This window comes from Curtobacterium sp. 1544, from assembly GCF_040544915.1.
GTDB lineage: Bacteria > Actinomycetota > Actinomycetes > Actinomycetales > Microbacteriaceae > Curtobacterium > Curtobacterium pusillum_C.
The window spans coordinates 20,368-36,546 of sequence record NZ_JBEPKX010000040.1; the positions used below are offsets into that span (position 1 = coordinate 20,368).

The 16,179-nt window shown below is 71.8% G+C and carries 15 protein-coding genes; 8 read left to right on the top strand and 7 right to left on the bottom strand.

Annotated features, from left to right (window positions below):
- Positions 1-104: 104 nt before the first annotated feature.
- Positions 105-1,055 (bottom strand): hypothetical protein, encoded by a 951-nt coding sequence (locus ABIC61_RS17440; protein ID WP_354030927.1) that lies wholly within the window; start codon positions 1,053-1,055, stop codon positions 105-107.
- Positions 1,056-1,177: 122 nt separating this feature from the next.
- Here ABIC61_RS17440 and ABIC61_RS17445 point away from each other — a divergent pair, with 122 nt between their 5' ends.
- The gene (locus ABIC61_RS17445) at positions 1,178-1,579 is read left to right on the top strand and encodes a DUF3054 domain-containing protein (RefSeq protein ID WP_354030928.1); all 402 of its coding nucleotides are present in this window, start codon (positions 1,178-1,180) and stop codon (positions 1,577-1,579) included.
- 4 nt (positions 1,580-1,583) lie between these two features.
- Here the strand turns inward: ABIC61_RS17445 and ABIC61_RS17450 are convergent, their stop codons facing one another.
- Together ABIC61_RS17450 and ABIC61_RS17455 are read right to left on the bottom strand one after the other, a co-directional pair.
- On the bottom strand, positions 1,584-2,234 hold the full coding sequence (locus ABIC61_RS17450; protein ID WP_354030929.1) for a spermidine/putrescine ABC transporter substrate-binding protein: 651 nt from the start codon (positions 2,232-2,234) through the stop codon (positions 1,584-1,586).
- 113 nt (positions 2,235-2,347) lie between these two features.
- Positions 2,348-3,307 (bottom strand): DUF3097 domain-containing protein, encoded by a 960-nt coding sequence (locus ABIC61_RS17455; RefSeq protein WP_354030930.1) that lies wholly within the window; start codon positions 3,305-3,307, stop codon positions 2,348-2,350.
- 78 nt (positions 3,308-3,385) lie between these two features.
- Here ABIC61_RS17455 and ABIC61_RS17460 point away from each other — a divergent pair, with 78 nt between their 5' ends.
- The 7 genes from ABIC61_RS17460 to ABIC61_RS17490 all read left to right on the top strand — a co-directional run bounded on the left by ABIC61_RS17460 (position 3,386) and on the right by ABIC61_RS17490 (position 11,664).
- The gene (locus tag ABIC61_RS17460) at positions 3,386-4,435 is read left to right on the top strand and encodes an alcohol dehydrogenase catalytic domain-containing protein (RefSeq protein ID WP_354030931.1); all 1,050 of its coding nucleotides are present in this window, start codon (positions 3,386-3,388) and stop codon (positions 4,433-4,435) included.
- Between the two features lie 194 nt (positions 4,436-4,629).
- A complete protein-coding gene (locus ABIC61_RS17465; RefSeq protein ID WP_354030932.1) occupies positions 4,630-5,871 on the top strand; it encodes an ROK family transcriptional regulator in 1,242 nt (413 codons plus the stop codon).
- Between the two features lie 122 nt (positions 5,872-5,993).
- Positions 5,994-7,337, top strand: a complete 1,344-nt coding sequence (locus tag ABIC61_RS17470; RefSeq protein ID WP_144755103.1) for an extracellular solute-binding protein — start codon at positions 5,994-5,996, stop codon at positions 7,335-7,337.
- A gap of 2 nt (positions 7,338-7,339) precedes the next feature.
- Positions 7,340-8,386: a carbohydrate ABC transporter permease gene (locus ABIC61_RS17475; RefSeq protein WP_354030940.1), complete on the top strand. Its 1,047-nt coding sequence runs from the start codon at positions 7,340-7,342 to the stop codon at positions 8,384-8,386.
- Positions 8,386-9,279: a carbohydrate ABC transporter permease gene (locus ABIC61_RS17480; RefSeq protein WP_354030933.1), complete on the top strand. Its 894-nt coding sequence runs from the start codon at positions 8,386-8,388 to the stop codon at positions 9,277-9,279. The genes ABIC61_RS17475 and ABIC61_RS17480 overlap by 1 nt, the downstream gene beginning before the upstream one ends.
- Positions 9,280-9,286: 7 nt before the next feature.
- Positions 9,287-10,591 (top strand): 6-phospho-beta-glucosidase, encoded by a 1,305-nt coding sequence (locus ABIC61_RS17485; RefSeq protein WP_354030934.1) that lies wholly within the window; start codon positions 9,287-9,289, stop codon positions 10,589-10,591.
- Positions 10,579-11,664, top strand: a complete 1,086-nt coding sequence (locus ABIC61_RS17490) for an N-acetylglucosamine kinase (protein ID WP_354030935.1) — start codon at positions 10,579-10,581, stop codon at positions 11,662-11,664. Before ABIC61_RS17485 ends, ABIC61_RS17490 begins: the two co-directional genes overlap by 13 nt.
- A 309-nt stretch (positions 11,665-11,973) precedes the next feature.
- Here the strand turns inward: ABIC61_RS17490 and gap are convergent, their stop codons facing one another.
- The 4 genes from gap to ABIC61_RS17510 form a co-directional block, all read right to left on the bottom strand.
- Positions 11,974-12,978: a type I glyceraldehyde-3-phosphate dehydrogenase gene (gap, locus tag ABIC61_RS17495; RefSeq protein ID WP_354030936.1), complete on the bottom strand. Its 1,005-nt coding sequence runs from the start codon at positions 12,976-12,978 to the stop codon at positions 11,974-11,976.
- A 108-nt stretch (positions 12,979-13,086) separates the two neighbouring features.
- Entirely contained in the window at positions 13,087-14,037 is a 951-nt protein-coding gene (locus tag ABIC61_RS17500) for a GlxA family transcriptional regulator (RefSeq protein ID WP_144755115.1), read from the bottom strand.
- A gap of 100 nt (positions 14,038-14,137) precedes the next feature.
- Positions 14,138-14,860: a methyltransferase domain-containing protein gene (locus ABIC61_RS17505; RefSeq protein ID WP_354030937.1), complete on the bottom strand. Its 723-nt coding sequence runs from the start codon at positions 14,858-14,860 to the stop codon at positions 14,138-14,140.
- Positions 14,857-15,999: a type III polyketide synthase gene (locus ABIC61_RS17510; RefSeq protein WP_354030938.1), complete on the bottom strand. Its 1,143-nt coding sequence runs from the start codon at positions 15,997-15,999 to the stop codon at positions 14,857-14,859. The genes ABIC61_RS17505 and ABIC61_RS17510 overlap by 4 nt, the downstream gene beginning before the upstream one ends.
- Positions 16,000-16,179 lie beyond the last annotated feature (180 nt).

Sequence of the window (16,179 nt, forward strand, 5' to 3'; positions counted from 1 at the left end):
AGTTCCCGCAGTGTGCGAGGTTCCGCGCAGCGTGGGAGCTGCGCTCCCTCGCACGTTGCACCGAACCTCGCACGCTCCGTATCGCCACCTCGCACCGTGCGACGTCATTGCCGCATCGGGACCTGCGCACGGCGGAGCTTCCCGCGGAACGACGTCTCGTTCCAGAGGTCACCCCACGAGAGCCGGACCACCTGGCGGACCTCGTCGAACGCTCGCAGGCGATCCTCGCGGTACTTCTCCGCGATCACGATGTCCTCGGGAGATGCGCCCGCTCGGAGCGCAGGGTCGCGGTACTTCACCTCGCCGTCGAACTCGATCGCAACACCGAGGTCCGGCAGCCAGAGGTCGACGACGATGGCGGGGTGCCCGCGCTCCCGGAACCGGTGTTGCGTCACCGGAGGCGGTGCGCCGTACTCGTCGAGCCGCACTCGAGCGACGGACTCCCCGGGTGTGTCCGCTGCTCCGTCCGCGAACGCGAGCGATCGGAGGGCCCGGCGACGGCCGCGACGGGAACGGCGCTCGATGCCGTCCTGGATGGTCTGCACGTCCGCGCCGAGCCGCAGCAGTCGATCGAGGGCGACCACACCGTCGAGGAACGGCAGGGTCATCGCGAGGTCGACCGCGGTGCGCTCGGAGTTCGTCACCCGTAGGTCGTCCGCACGGAAACGCCAGGTGCCTCGCATCGTCGGATCGAGATCGGCGTGCACGACGAAGGTCGCGCTCGTGGTGCGTGCGTCCTCGCCTGGTCGGATCAGGTGGACTCGTCCTGGCCACGGGTGGAGGAACGGCACGCCGAGCACCGCGGCGGCCGACAGGTGTGACACGACGAAGTGCGGCCGGATCCGGTCGATGAGGGACCTGACCAGGACGTGGTGACGCTGCTCCGGCCGGAGATGGTCCCATGCGTCGACGGGGACGTACCGGCCGTGCGCGATCCGTCGGAGTTCGCCGACGCGGGCTCGCGCACGGAGGACCCGGGCGACGTCGGGGTGGTCGTCGTTGACGACGTGCCAGGGACAGTCGGGGACACGGGGGAACGATGGCGTCTCGGTCATCGGTCGATCGTCGCGGGGACGTCGCACGGTGCGATCGCGGACGGTCGACCTGTGGACGAGCGCGGACCTTCCACAGCGCGCCGCAGGGAATCCAGGGTGGTCGCCGACTGCGAGAATGGGGTGTGACCGAACGCACCTGGGGCTGGCTCGCAGCCGTGATCGACGTCGTGCTCATCGTCCTGTTCGCCCTGATCGGGCGCTCCTCGCACGGTGAGACGAACTCCGCCCTCGCGCTGTGGACGACCGCTTACCCGTTCCTCGCCGGCTGGGCCGTCGGCTACGTCACGAGTGGTGCGTGGGCCCGGCCGCTGCGCTTCTGGCCGACCGGCGTCGTCGTGTGGATCCTGACCGTCTTCATCGGACTCGCCATCCGCGTCGCCACGGGGCAGGGCGATGTGGACGGCAACCCGCTGCCGATCTCGTTCGTGATCGTCGCGACCATCGTGCTCGGGGTGTTCTTGCTCGGATGGCGTGGGATCGCGCGACTGGTCCTCCGAGGGATGCGCCGGCGCACCGCGCGCTGACCCGTCAGAACAGCCCGGCTCGTGGGGCCTCGGGTCCGTCGAAGCCGCGGAACATGTCCGACACGAGCGCCTCGATCTGGGGTTCGACCAGGCGTTCGACCGCCTCGGCGATACGCGGTCGGTGGTCGATGAGCGCCAGGCAGACCGCGGCCCCGGTGGCCTGGGCGCACTCGTCGGACAGCTCGATCTCGTGGCGGAGCGCCGACTTCGCCTCGTCGGACAGCGGTTCGCGAGGGGTCTGCTCCTGCGCGCCCGTACCGGTCAGCTCCCCGAGCGTGAACAGGAAGGGCTCCCCGGGCGACGGTTCGGGGTCGACGTCGAGCCCCTGGAACTCGGGCTGCAGTCCCTCGGTCGGCTGGTACCCGGCGTGCCGTTTCCGTGCGGCTGCACGCTCGAGTTCACGCTGGAGCAACGGCAGGTTCCGCGCCGTGTAGTCGTCGACGGCGTCCTCGACGATGGTGGAGATGCGGCCGATCAGAGCGTGCTGCACGGCGTGCGGGACGTCCGGGCCGAAGCCGGCGGCGGTGGCGATCGGCGAGCCCGTGCACTTGCGGCAGATGCGGGTGCGGGGTCGAGCCGTGCCGATCTGCCACCGCGGGAGCCAGCGGAGCCAGACGTCGACGGCACCGCGCACGCGTCCGTCGATGCCGTCCATGGGTCCAGGGTATGCGCCACGCCCGGGATCGCCCCGGATTTCCGGGGCCGTGGGCCGGTCGCGCAGGTCGCATCGTGCGAGGCAAGCGCACCCCGCCCCGCCCCGCCCCGACGTCAGGCCTTCGGCTCCGTCACGAAGTCGATGAGCTCCTCGACGCGACCGAGCAGCTGCGGCTCCAGGTCCGCGAAGGTCCGCACCTGCCCGAGGATCCGCTGCCAGGCCCGGGCGATGTCGGCCTGCTCCGCGTGCGGCCACCCGAGGGCCTGGCAGATCCCCTTCTTCCACTCGATCGACCGCGGGATCGTGGGCCACGCCTGCAGTCCGACGCGGGCGGGCTTCACGGACTGCCAGACGTCGACGAACGGGTGCCCGACGACGAGCACGTGCGCGCCCCACTTCCCCTGCATCACGGCGGACGCGAAACGGGACTCCTTCGACCCGGGCACCAGGTGGTCGACGAGCACGCCGACGCGTCGGTCGCGTGAGGGCTGGAACTCGTCGAGCACGTCGGCCAGGTTGTCGACGCCGGAGAGTTCCTCGACGACGACGCCCTCGACGCGCAGGTCGGCTCCCCAGACCTTCTCGACGAGTTCGGCGTCGTGCTTGCCCTCGACCATGATCCGGGAGGGCAGCGCCACCCGGGCACGCTGCGACTCCACCGCGAACGATCCGGACGCGGTGCGGAGGCGACCGCCGTCGGACGCGTGCCGGACGGCGGGACCAGCCCCGGGCCTCCAGTCAGCGTGGACGGAACCCGACGAACCCACGGAACCCGACGACCCAGCGGAAGCCGACGAACCACCAGACCGCCCGACCGGCGCCTGCGGCCGCCCGAGCGTCACGAGCTCCCCCTCGAGCAGGAACTGCCCGGTGAAGGGGAAGGAGCGCGTGCGGCCCTTCCAGTCCTCGAGGGCGATGTTGCCCGCCTCGAGCCCGACGACGGCCCCCGCCCACCCGGAGTCCGGGTCCTCGAGCACCATGTCGCGTTCGAGCGGCACCTGCCGCACCTTCTTCACCCCGCGGGAGCGCCAGTCCCCCGAGAGCACGTCCCCGCCGTACCGGTCGTCGTCCACCCGCACGAGGGTACTGTCGAGTGGGCTCCGGACGACGTCGACCGGCCGATCCCCCACCATCTCGACGGAAGGCTCCCCTTGCGCGCAGCGATCATCCACGCCCCGAACGACATCCGTGTCGAGGACCGCGACCAGCCCGACCTCATCACGCCGAAGGACGTCGTCGTCGAGGTCGTCGCGGCGTGCGTGTGCGGCTCCGACCTGTGGCCGTACCGCGGCGTCACGAAGACGAAGGAGCCGCACCCCATCGGGCACGAGCTCGTCGGGACCGTCGTCGAGGTCGGAGCCGACGTCACGGACCTGCACGTCGGTGACTTCGTCATCTCCCCCTTCACCATGAACGAGGGCACCTGCCAGGCCTGCCGCAACGGCATGACCACGGGTTGCGACCACCTGTCCGGATTCGGCGGGAAGGACGCGTACGGCGACCCGGTCGGGGGCGCCCAGGCCGAGTACGTGCGCATCCCGGACGCGTCCGCGACGCTCGTCGCGGTGCCCGGTCCGGTCGACCCGGCGCTCGTGCCGTCGCTGCTGACCCTGTCGGACGTGTTCTCGACGGGCCACCACGCCGCGGTGTCCGCAGCCGTGGGCCCGGGCAAGACCGTCGTCGTCGTGGGCGACGGCGCGGTCGGGCTCTCCGCCGTCCTCGCGTCGAAGCGGCTCGGTGCCGAGCGGATCATCGCGATGAGCCGGCACGCAGACCGGCAGGCGCTCGCCAGGGAGTTCGGCGCGACCGACATCGTCGCCGAGCGCGGCGCGGAGGGCATCGCCGCCGTCAAGACCCTGCTCGGCGGCGACCTGGCCGACTGTGCGGTCGAGGCCGTCGGCACCGAGGAGAGCATGGACCAGGCGCTGCACTCGCTGCGCGCGGGCGGCAACCTCGGCTTCGTCGGGGTCCCGCACGGGGTGCCGACGATCGGCACGCGGTACCTCTTCGACACGAACATCACGATCGCGGGCGGCATGGCTCCGGCGCGGAAGTACATCCCCGAACTGCTGCCGGACGTGCTCTCGGGTGCGATCGAGCCGGGTCGGGTGTTCGACCTCGAGCTGCCCCTCGACGAGACCGCCGAGGCGTACCGGGCGATGGACGAGCGTCGCGCCATCAAGGTGCTGCTGCGCCCGTAGGGCGCGCACGCGACCACCCCATGGGCCTGGAGGCGCGGTGCCGGCCCGCACCGCGCCTCCAGGCCCGCTGTGGTCGCGTCTTCCCGCTCGACGTGCGCCCGTCCCGCCGCCGCACGTTTCGCGGAACGGAACGCGTGTTTCGAATCGGTAAACAAACCTTTCAGTAAAGAAGGTTGTCCGTTACAGTCCTCGACATGACCACACGAGGACGCACCCCCGGCCAGCCCGGCCTGCTGCGTGTCCTCAACGACCGCGCAGCGCTCGAGCTCCTGCTCGACGACGGCCCGCTCACCCGCAACGAGATCGCGCAGCGCACCGGGCTGAGCAAGCCCACCGCTGCCGAGATCATCCGCCGGCTCGAAGCGGCCGACCTCATCCACGACGCCGGCACCGCGACCCAGACCGGTCGCCGGGGCCCGAGCGCGGTCGTGTACGAGGCCACGACCGACCGCGACCTCGCCGTCGCCGTGGACGTCCAGCTCGTCGACGTCCGCTCGACGGTCGTCGACGCCACGGGCCGCTCGTACCCGGTCGCCACGCACCGGATGTCCCCGGACGAAGTCAGCTCTCCCGGTGCCGACATCGTCGCGGCCGCCATCTCGCGCGCCGCAGCGGCGGCCGGCATCGACCCCGAACTCGTCACCGCGGTCGCCGTCGGGGTCCAGGCGAGTGTCGACCACGCGACCGACACCCTCATCTTCACCGACGGGCTGCCCGGCTGGCCGCGCGACCAGGTCTCGACGACCCTGTCCGAGGCGCTCGGCGTCCGGGTCGTCATCGAGAACGACGCCAACCTCGCGGCGATCGCCGAGCGGAACATGGGCGCCGGACGGGCTCCCGAGTCGTTCGCCCTGTTCTGGATGGCGGAGGGCCTCGGCATGGCCCTCGACCTGCACGGCCACCTGCACACCGGCGCGTCCGGAGCAGCGGGTGAGATCGGCTACCTGAGCGTGCCCGCCGATGCACGCTCCATCGACCCGACGGCCACGATCGTCGCGGACCTCATCTCCGAGTCCGCGATCATCGCCCTGGCCGCCGAACACGGGATCACGGCACCGGACGGCACCGCGGCCGACTGGCGCCAGGTGCTCCCGCAGTTGCCCGGGCTCCCCGAGCAGCACCCCTTCACCACCGCCCTCGGCGAGCGCGTCGGGCACAACGTGCTCCCCGCCCTGGCCGTCGCCGATCCCGAGACGGTCGTGCTGCACGGCCCGACCGGGATCGCGGGTGGTCCCGCCCTGGCCGCCGCCGTGACCGCCTGGCTCCGGACCCGCACGCGCTGGTCCACCGCCGTGGTGGCACCCGGCGTCCCCGACACCCCCGTCCTGCACGGTGCGCGGCACGTCCTCATCGACGTCGTCCGCACCGCGCTCGCGGACCGGCTCGAACGCATCAGCGACGATGTGCCCGCGCCGGACCCCGCCGAGCGCCCCTGAGCCGCTCCGCCCAGCGGAGTTCCACCCGCACCACTCGAGGCACCACCACCCGGCCCTGTCCCAGGGCTCTTCGGCGCGCCCGGAAACGCAGCCGCCGAGTCGAGACCAGAGAGCGAGTACTGATGCACCCCTCCGCCAGACGATCCACCACGAGGATCCTCACCGCCACGGCCGTCGCCGCCGTCGGTGCGCTCGTGATCGCCGGCTGCAGCTCCGGCAGCAGCGCCGACACGATCGACAAGACCGCGCCGAAGGACCTCAAGGGCACCGTGTCCCTCTGGCACTTCTTCACCGGACGCGAGGCCCGCGTCGTGAAGAGCGCCGTCGCCGGCTTCGAGAAGGCGAACCCGGGCGTCACGGTCGACATCCACGCCGGCCAGGACGACGAGAAGCTCCAGAAGGCGATCTCGTCGGGTCAGAACATCGACGTCGGACTGTCCTACTCGACGGCGATCGTGGGCAGCTTCTGCTCGTCGGGTGCCTTCCGTGACCTCTCGCCGTACATCAAGCGGGACAAGGTCGATCTGTCCGACATCCCGAAGGCCGTGCAGTCGTACACGCAGTACAAGGGCACGCGTTGCACCCTGCCGGCACTCGCCGACGTCAGTGCGCTGATGGTCAACAAGCCGCTCCTGGCGAAGGCGGGCATCACGACGCCGCCGAAGACCCTCGACGAGCTGAAGGCCGACGCGCTGAAGCTCACCACGTACAACGCCGACGGGTCGATCAAGCAGCTCGGGTTCAACCCGCTGATCGACTTCTACGAGAACTCCCCGGAGCACTGGGCCCCGATGGTCGACGGGTCGTGGCTGGACAGCAAGGGCAACAGCGTGATCGGCACGTCCGACGCGTGGAAGAAGCTCATCACCTGGCAGAAGGGCTTCGTCGACGAGATCGGCTACGACAAGCTCAAGGCCTTCACCTCGGGGCTCGGCCAGGAGTTCTCCGCCGACAACGCCTTCCAGACCGGCCAGGTCGCGATGCAGATCGACGGTGAGTACCGCACCGCGTTCATCAAGGACCAGAAGCCGGACCTCGACTACGGCACCGCACCGACCCCGGTGATGGACGGCCTGGGCAACTACGGCTCGACGTACATCGCGGGCAACGTCGCGGGCATCGCGAAGGGCTCGAAGCACCCCGAGCTGGCCTGGGCGCTGCTGAAGTACCTGTCCACGAACACCGACGCGCAGGTGACGATGGGCAACGGGCTGAAGAACATCCCGACGCTCACCTCAGCGCTGCAGTCCCCCGACCTCGAGGTCGACGAGAACTACAAGACCTTCGTCGACGTCGCCGGCAACGCGGACACCATGACGTCGCCGGGCACCGCGGACGGTGCCGCCTACATCGGCACCTTCACGAAGTTCTGGCAGGCCTACCAGGAGAAGGGCGGCGACCTCGACGCCAAGCTCAAGAAGCTCGACTCCGACATCGACAACGCCAACCAGCTGGCTGGTCCGTGACCATGACGGACGTCACCACCCCTGAGACCGGCAGCCTGGAGGCGCGGCCCACCCGCGCCTCCCGGCCGCCGGCCAGCGCCGGGTCGCGTTCGACGGCCCCCGGGACCCAGCCACGTCGGCGGCGCTCCGCCGAGTCCCGCCGCCGCCTGGTCGCACTGACGATGCTCGCCCCGGCCCTGGCGGGCCTGGTGATCTTCTTCGCCTACCCGCTCGTCGCGTCGATCTTCTACTCGTTCACGCGCTACAACCAGCTGCAGGAACCCGAGTTCGTCGGGCTGCTGAACTACCGGTTCCTGTTCACGCAGGACCCGCAGATCTGGCCCGCGGTCGTCAACACGCTGTGGTTCGTGGTCATCCTCGTGCCGGTCCGGATCGTCTGCGGGCTCCTGGTGGCCGGGCTGCTCAGCCGCGCCAAGACGGCAACAGGGTTCTGGCGGACGCTGTTCTACCTGCCCGCGCTGGTCCCGCCGGTCGCGAGCGTCGTCGCGTTCGTGTTCCTGTTCAACCCCGGTACCGGCCCCGTGAACCAGATCCTCCGGGTGTTCGGCATCGACGGCCCGCTGTGGTTCAACGACCCCGCGTGGTCGAAGCCCTCGCTCGTGATCATGGGCGTCTGGGTGATGGGCGACATCATGATCATCTTCCTGGCGTCGCTCCTCGACGTGCCGCGCGACCTGTACGAGGCCGCGTCGCTCGACGGTGCGAACGGCGTCCAGCAGGTGCGGCACATCACGCTGCCGACGATCGCGCCGGTCATCGGGTTCGCCGCCGTCACGGGGGTGATCGCGGCCCTGCAGTACTTCACCGAGGCCGCCGTCGCGTCGGGTGTCGCCAGCGGCAAGGCGACCATCGGTGGCGGGACCGCGGCGCAGCTCGGCTACCCGGGTACGTCGCTCCTCACCTACACCGAGCTGCTCTACCAGCACGGGTTCGCGAACTTCCAGTTCGGCTACGCGTCCGCGATGGCCGTGGTGCTGTTCGTGGTCACCGCCGTGGTGCTCGTCCTCACGATGCGCCGCATCTCCGTCTTCCGACCTGAGGAGTCCTGATGACCGCCGTGTCCCAGTCCCCGCTCGCCCGGGCTCCCCGCGGTGCGGCGTCCGGCTCCGCGCGCGGTCCGCGTCGCAGCCTGCTGGTCTGGATCGCCGAGCACGCCGCGCTCGTCGCGCTCGGTGTCCTGACGATCGCCCCGATCGTGTTCGTCATCCTGACCTCGCTCATGTCGAGCAACCAGGCACTGACGGCGTCGATCCTGCCGCGCCCGTTCGACTTCTCGAACTACGCCCGGGTGTTCACCGAACTGCCGCTCGCGCAGTGGTTCGGCAACTCGTCGATGTACGCCGTGCTCGCCACCGCGTTCATGCTCGTCAGCTCGGTCCCGGCGGCGTACGCGCTCGCCCAGATCAAGTTCAAGGGCGCGAACCTGATCTTCACGGTGATCATCGTCGCGATGCTCCTGCCCCCGCAGGTCACCGCGGTGCCGGTCTACGTGATGTGGTCCCAGCTGCACCTGACCGGCACGCTCTGGCCGGTGATCCTGCCGAACCTGCTCGGCGACGCGTTCAGCATCTTCCTGCTCCGCCAGTTCTTCATGACCATCCCGAAGGAGTACGGCGACGCCGCACGGATGGACGGCTGCAGCGAGTGGGGCGTGCTCTGGCGGGTCGTCGTGCCGATGGCGCGTCCGGGCATCGCGTCGGCGGCGATCTTCATGTTCTTCCACTCCTGGAACGACTACTACGGCCCGCTCCTCTACGCGTCCGAGAACCAGGCCGCCTGGCCGGTGGCGTACGGACTCGCCACGTTCCGGGGCCAGCACGGCACGGACTGGTCGATGACGATGGCGATGACCGTCGTGGTCATGGTCCCCGTCGTCGTCATCTTCTTCTTCGCACAGAAGGCATTCGTCGAGGGCATCGCGCTCACCGGCGTGAAGGGATAGCACCACAGTGAAACTCGCAGTCATCGGTGGCGGATCCACCTACACCCCCGAACTCGTGGACGGCTTCGCCCGGCTCCGCGACCAGCTGCCCATCGACGAACTCTGGCTCGTCGACCCCGACCCGGTCCGACGCGAACTCGTCGGCGGCGTCGCCAAGCGGATGTTCGCGCACGCCGGACACCCGGGTACGGTCCACGTCACGGACGACGTCGTCGCCGGGGTCTCGGACGCCGACGCCGTCATGTTCCAGCTCCGCATCGGTGGGCAGGCCGCCCGGCAGCAGGACGAGACCTGGCCGCACGACGCGTGCTGCATCGGGCAGGAGACCACCGGGCCCGGCGGGTTCGCGAAGGCGCTCCGCACCGTGCCGGTCGTGCTCGAGTACGCGGAGCTCGTCCGGAAGCACGCGAAGCCGGACGCCTGGATCGTGGACTTCACGAACCCGGTCGGCATCGTCACCCGCGCCCTGCTCGAGGCCGGCCATCGCGCCGTCGGGCTCTGCAACGTCGCGATCGGGTTCCAGCGGCGCTTCGCCGCCGAGTTCCAGGTCGACCCGTCGGCCGTCCGGCTCGACCACGTCGGCCTGAACCACCTGACGTGGGAACGCGGGGTGCACATCACGGACGCTTCCGGTGAGCGTGACGTGCTGTCCGACCTGCTCGCCGCCGACACCGGCGCCCTCGACCGGATGGCGGAGAGCGTGCACATGCCCGCCGACCTCATCCGCCTGCAGCACGCCGTCCCCTCGTACTACCTGCGCTACTTCTACAGCCACGACGTCGTGCTCGAGGAACAGCTGCACGAGCGCACCCGCGCCGAGGCCGTGATGGAGACCGAGTCGGCACTGCTGGCCAAGTACGCCGACGATTCCGTCGTCACGAAGCCCGTCGAGCTCGAGCAGCGCGGCGGTGCGTACTACTCCGAGGCCGCCATCGACGTGCTGTCCTCGATCCTCGGCGACCGCGGCGACGTGCAGGTCCTCAACGTCCGGAACGACGGCACGTTCCCGTTCCTGCCCGACGACCACGTGATCGAGGTCCCGGCACGCGTCACCCGGCAGGCGATCACGCCGCTGCCGGTCTCGCCGCTCGCCCCGGACATGGCAGGCCTGGTGTCGCACGTCGCCGGGTACGAACGACTCGCCCTCGACGCAGCCGTGCGCGGTGGCCGCGACCGCGTGCTCCGCGCGATGTGGGCGCACCCCCTCGTCGGACAGGTCGACAAGGCCGAGAAGCTCACCGACCTGCTCCTGGCCGCGAACGCGGAGCACCTGCCGTGGACGCGATCGGAGCAGTTGACGTGGGCGGGCTGAGCCGGGGTCCGTCGGGGACCGCCCGGGTCGAACGGCCGCCGGCGCCGGTCCCCCCGCACCCGAGCGACGTCGTCCTCGCCGTCGACGGCGGCGGGAGCAAGACCGACGTCGTCGCCATCGCACTCGACGGTGCGATCGTCGGGCACGCGCGGGGGCCCGGTTCGAACCCGCAGACGCGCGGGTGGGACGTCGCCGGGCCGATCCTCGACGACGTCCGCTCCCGGGTCGTCGGCGAGCTCGGCGACCGTCGGATCCGGACGACGCACGTGTACCTCGCCGGGCTCGACCTGCACGACGAACTCGTCGCCGCCACCACTGCGCTCGCGCACTGGGAGTCCGACGGCGGTGCGCCGCACGTCCTCGACAACGACCTGTTCGCGCTGCTGCGGGCGGGAACCCTGTCCCCGGACGCCGCCGCCGTGGTCTGCGGCACGGGCATCAACGCGCTCGCCGTGCGGGCCGACGGCACCACGGCCCGGTTCCCGGCCATCGGGGACGTCTCCGGAGACTGGGGCGGCGGCGCGTACCTCGGCAACCGCGCGCTGTGGCACGCTGCCCGGGCGGACGACGGCCGCGGTCCGGCCACCGCACTGGTCAGCGCGGTACCGGCGGCGGTCGGGCTCCGGAGCGTCCGCGAGGTGACCGAGGCCATCCACTTCGGACGCCTCGACCAGCGGGTGTTCAACCGGCTGTGCCCGGTGCTGTTCGAGGTCGCCGCGGCCGGTGACGTGGTGGCCTCCCGCGTCGTTGCACGGCAGGCCGAGGAGATCGTGATCCTCGCGGCGGTCGCCCTCGAGCGGCTCGGACTCGGCGGGTCGCTCACTCACCCGGTGCCCGTCGTGCTCGGCGGCGGGGTGCTCGCGGCACGGCACCCGTTGCTCGTGGAAGGGGTGGTGTCGGGGCTCGCGGAGCGGGTGCCCGGAGCCGTCCCGACCTGGGTGACCGATCCCCCGGTGCTCGGTGCTGGGCTCGCTGCCCTGGAGTCGGTCGGTGCCGACGAGGCCGCGCTCGACCGCTACCGCGAGGCCGTGCGCTCCCGCTCCTTCACGAGCACGACGGCGCTCATCCACTGACGCGGCGGCGGCGTCGTCGGGCGGGTCGCCGTTCGGGCGGGCGGCCTCGGCCGGCTCGCGGTTCGGGAAAGCGACAGTTCGCCGCCGATCATCGGCGGCGAACTGTCGCTTCCGCGGCACGGACCGACCGGAGGCTCGCGGCGGACCCGCACCGCGCCTCCAGGCCCCGGCCCCGGCCCCGGCCCCGGCCCCGAGTCTCGCTGTGGGCGACAGGACTCGCGCTCCCAGCCCCGAGTACTGTCGCCCAGCCCGAGTCTCGCGACCCGCCGCACCCGCCGCGGCCGCGCCCGCGGCCACGGCCGCGGCGCGCTACGCGCGCGCCAGCATCCCCAGCGTGTCGACCACCCGGTTCGAGAACCCCCACTCGTTGTCGTACCAGGCGACCACCTTCACGTGACGGCCCTCGTCGACGCGGGTGAGCAGCGAGTCGAACACACTCGACTCCGGCCGCCCCGTGATGTCCGTCGACACGAGCGGGTCCGCCGTGAACGCGAGCACACCCGCGAGCGGGCCGGCGGCGGCTGCACGGTAGGCCTCGTTGACCTCGTCGACCGTGACGTCGCGCGACACCACGGTGTTCAGCTCGACGATCGACCCGACCGGCACGGGCACCCGGATCGCGTCACCCGAGAGCTTGCCCTCGAGTCGCGGCAGCACGAGCCCGATGGCCTTCGCGGCACCGGTCGACGTCGGCACGATGTTCACCCCGGCAGCACGCGCACGTCGGAGGTCCCGGTGCGGCCCGTCCTGCAGGTTCTGCTCCTGCGTGTACGCGTGCACGGTCGTCATGAACCCGTGCTCGATGCCCGCGAGGTCGTCCAGCACCGAGGCGAGCGGGGCGAGCGCGTTCGTCGTGCAGGACGCGTTCGAGATGACGGTGTGCGCCGCCGGGTCGAACACGTCCGTGTTCACGCCGTAGGCGATCGTGGCGTCGGCCCCGGTCGCCGGAGCGCTGATGAGGACACGACGGGCGCCCGCGGTGAGGTGTCCGGCAGCGGCGTCGCGTGCCGTGAAGCGCCCGGTGGACTCCAGGACGACCTCGACGCCGAGCTCGCCCCACGGCAGGTCCGCGGGTTCGCGCGACGCCAGGACGCGGACGCGTCGGCCGTCGATCACGAGCGTGTCGCCGTCGACCTCGACGGTGCCCGGGAACGGGCCGAGCGCGGAGTCGTACCGGAACAGGTGGGCGAGGGTGTCGGGTGCGGTGAGGTCGTTGACGGCGACGACCTCGAGGTCGTCGCCCCCACGCGCGAGGAGCGCACGGAGCGTGTTGCGGCCGATGCGGCCGAAGCCGTTGATGGCGATGCGGGTCATGTGGACTTCCTTTCGTTCCGCGGTCCATGCTCACCGGCCTGGAGGCACGGCTCCAGTGGCAGGGAAGCCAGCGTACGAAAGGATGTCGCCACCAGAGCGTGGTTCGCGTCAGTCCTGGAACGTGCGGCGGTACGCGGTCGGCGAGGTCCCGAGGATCCGCCGGAAGTGCGTCCGCAGGTTCGCGTCCGACCCGAGGCCGGCACGCTCGGCGACCTGGTCGATCGACAGGTCCGAGCGCTCCAACAGCTCACGCGCGAGGTCGACCCGGGCACGGAGCACCCACTGCATCGGCGTGTACCCGGTGTCCTCCACGAAACGTCGCGAGAACGTCCGCGGTGAGACCCGGGCGATCCGGGCGAGCACTTCGAGCGTCAGCGGATCGGCGAGGTGCCGGAGTGCCCACTCGCGCGTCGCGGCGAACACGTCGCCGAGCGGCTCCGGCATGCTCCGGGGCACGTACTGCGCCTGACCGCCGCTCCGGTACGGGGCGCTCACCAGGCGCCGGGCGACGTGGTTCGACAGGCCGACGCCGTGGTCCTGGCGCACGATGTGCAGGCACAGGTCGATGCCGCTCGCCGCACCGGCACTCGTGAGCACCGAGCCGGCGTCGACGAACAGGACGTCCTCGTCGACGTCGACCTCGGGGAATCGATCACGGAGCACCCGCGTGTAGTGCCAGTGCGTCGTCGCCCGGCGCCCGTCGAGCAGCCCGGCCTCGGCGAGCGCGAACGCCCCCGTGGAGATCGCCGCGATCCGCACGCCCCGCTCGTGGGCCCGGGCGAGCGCGGCCACCACGTCCGCCGGCGGTGGCGTGTCCGCGGGGAACCGGTAGCCGGGCACGAACACCGTCTGCGCCCACTCGAGTGCGTCGAGCCCGTGGTCGACCGCGTAGGCGAGCCCGTCGCCGCCCGTGATCCGACCGACCCGGGGCCCGCACACCCGGACCTCGTACGGCATGCTCGGCCGGTTCGAGAACACCTGCGCGGGGATCCCGACGTCGAGCGGTTTCGCCCCGTCGAGCACGAGGACCGCGACGCGGTGCAGCGGTGTCGAGGACATGCTCCGACGCTAGCCGAGGAGCAGGTGCTCGACCTCGACGCCGCCGGCGCAGCGGCACTGCACGCGGACCTGCTCCGTCGGGCGGCGGAGCGGGCCTGACTCAGGCGTCCCGGATGGCGAGCACCCGGTGCGGCGCGGCCTGTTCCGCCCGCCAGCCGGTCGGCAGCGCGTCCCGGAGCTCGGGCAGTGTGAACGACCGCCGGATCGAGCGCAACCCGTCGACGCGCACGAACGTCCCGGCTGCGACGAGCGCCGATCCGATCGCGTACGCCCGGTAGGCCTCGGTGGAACGACGGATGTCCGAGTGCAGGCTCCGGCTGCCGGCCAGTGACTCCGAGTCGGCGAGGAACCCGTGGCGCTCCTCGTCGCCGAGGTGGTGCAGCACGTGGTTCGACACGACGACGTCGAACCGCTCCCCCGCGGCCACGAGCTCCTGGCTGGACTGCTGCCGGAACGTGACGCCGCGCGGGGTGGAGCGCTGTGCGGCCTCGATGGCACGCGCGTCCGGGTCGGCACCGACGACCTCGACCTCGAACCCGTCCGCCGCTGCCCACCGCACGAGTGCCCGTGCGAGGTCACCGCCGCCGCACCCGAGGTCGAGGATCCGCCCGCGACCGCTCGCCGGCAGCGCTGGAGCGACGTGCGTCCGCCACGCCGCACGCCAGCCGCTGACGAGGGCGTTGACGAGTGCGAAGCGACGGAACGTGCGCGCCAGGGCGCGCGGGTCGCAGTCGGGGTCGTCCATGAGTTCGGTCAGGTCGAGCGCACGGGTGCGCAGGTCAACGGCTTGGAGGCGCGCCCCGGCTCCGTCCCGCTCGCTCACGCTGCTCCCGTGGTCGCGACCGGCACCCGCTGCGGTTCGACCGCGGGCGAGGCCTCGGTCCGCACGGCGGTCAGGCGCGCCGACTCGACGGTGAGCCCGGGACCGAACGCGAGGGCGACGACGTCGCTGCCGTCCTCGAGGCCGGCGTCGACGGCGTCGCGCAGCACGAACAGCACGGTCGCGCTGGACATGTTCCCGTGTTCGCGGAGCACCCGACGGCTCGACGCCATGGCCGCGTCCGGCAGCCCGAGGGCCTCCTGCGTCCGGTCGAGGATGGCGCGTCCACCGGGGTGGACCGCCCACACCGGGACGTCCGCGGGCGGGCCCACGTGCTCGAGCAGCGGTGCGACGGCGCCGGGGACGTGTGCGCCGACGAGTTTCGGGACCGCGGTGGACAGCACCATCTCGAACCCCTCGTCGCCGATGTTCCACGCCATCTCCGACGCGCCTTCCGGGACGACGGCCGTCGCGAAGCCCTCGAGCCGGAGCCCGGCGCCGTCGGACGCCACCACGGCAGCAGCGGCTCCGTCACCGAAGACGCTGTTCGCGACGATCTGGTCCGGGTCGTCCGATGCCCGGACGTGCAGCGTGCAGAGCTCGGCGCAGACGACGAGGACCACCGCGTCCGGGTCGGCCTCGACGAACGCGGCGGCGATCCGCAGCGCCGGGAAGGCCGCGCAGCACCCCATGAACCCGATGTGGTGGCGGAAGACCCCGGCCGGGAGTCCGAGCTGCTCGACGACGTCGATGTCGGGGCCCGGCTGCGTGAACCCGGTGCAGGAGACCGTCACGAGGTGCGTGATGCGTTCCGGGGTCACGCCCGCGCGCTCGACGGCGTCGCGGGCAGCGGCGACGAACAGCGGCGGCGCGAGTTCGCGGTACCGGTCGTTGCGGGCCCCGGTCGTCGGGGACCGCAGGGTGCCGTCGTCGTCCCGGAAGGCACCACCTGCGCGCGACGAGTCCAGCTCGTCGAGGACGGTGTGCCGGTGGTCCACGGCCGAGGCGTCGAACGCCGCCGGCACGAGTCGGCTGCCGAGCCGGCCGAGGCCTGGCTGCGAGGAGAAGAGGTCGCGCACGCGGCCCTGGTCGAGCGTCGTCGCGGGGACGGCGGTACCGATGGCGCGGATCGTTGCGGTCACGACCCATCTTGTCACCGGATCGCTGACGCGTCCCCAGGTTGTCGCTCTGGACCCGACGGACGACGGACGGGAGGCGGGGGGGCCGCGGGGCCCCCCCCCCCCCCCCCCCCGGGGGGGGGGGGCGGCGCCCCCCCGCGATTGGGTTTTCGGGGGCCGGGCGGGCGGGGGGCGGGGGGGCCA

Coding starts and splice junctions, on each gene's coding strand:
- gap (WP_354030936.1), bottom strand. CDS start 12,978: ATGACCCGCATCGCCATCAACGGCTTCGGCCGCATCGGCCGCAACACG.
- ABIC61_RS17470 (WP_144755103.1), top strand. CDS start 5,994: ATGCACCCCTCCGCCAGACGATCCACCACGAGGATCCTCACCGCCACG.
- ABIC61_RS17440 (WP_354030927.1), bottom strand. CDS start 1,055: ATGACCGAGACGCCATCGTTCCCCCGTGTCCCCGACTGTCCCTGGCAC.
- ABIC61_RS17475 (WP_354030940.1), top strand. CDS start 7,340: ATGACGGACGTCACCACCCCTGAGACCGGCAGCCTGGAGGCGCGGCCC.
- ABIC61_RS17465 (WP_354030932.1), top strand. CDS start 4,630: ATGACCACACGAGGACGCACCCCCGGCCAGCCCGGCCTGCTGCGTGTC.
- ABIC61_RS17480 (WP_354030933.1), top strand. CDS start 8,386: ATGACCGCCGTGTCCCAGTCCCCGCTCGCCCGGGCTCCCCGCGGTGCG.
- ABIC61_RS17500 (WP_144755115.1), bottom strand. CDS start 14,037: ATGTCCTCGACACCGCTGCACCGCGTCGCGGTCCTCGTGCTCGACGGG.
- ABIC61_RS17450 (WP_354030929.1), bottom strand. CDS start 2,234: ATGGACGGCATCGACGGACGCGTGCGCGGTGCCGTCGACGTCTGGCTC.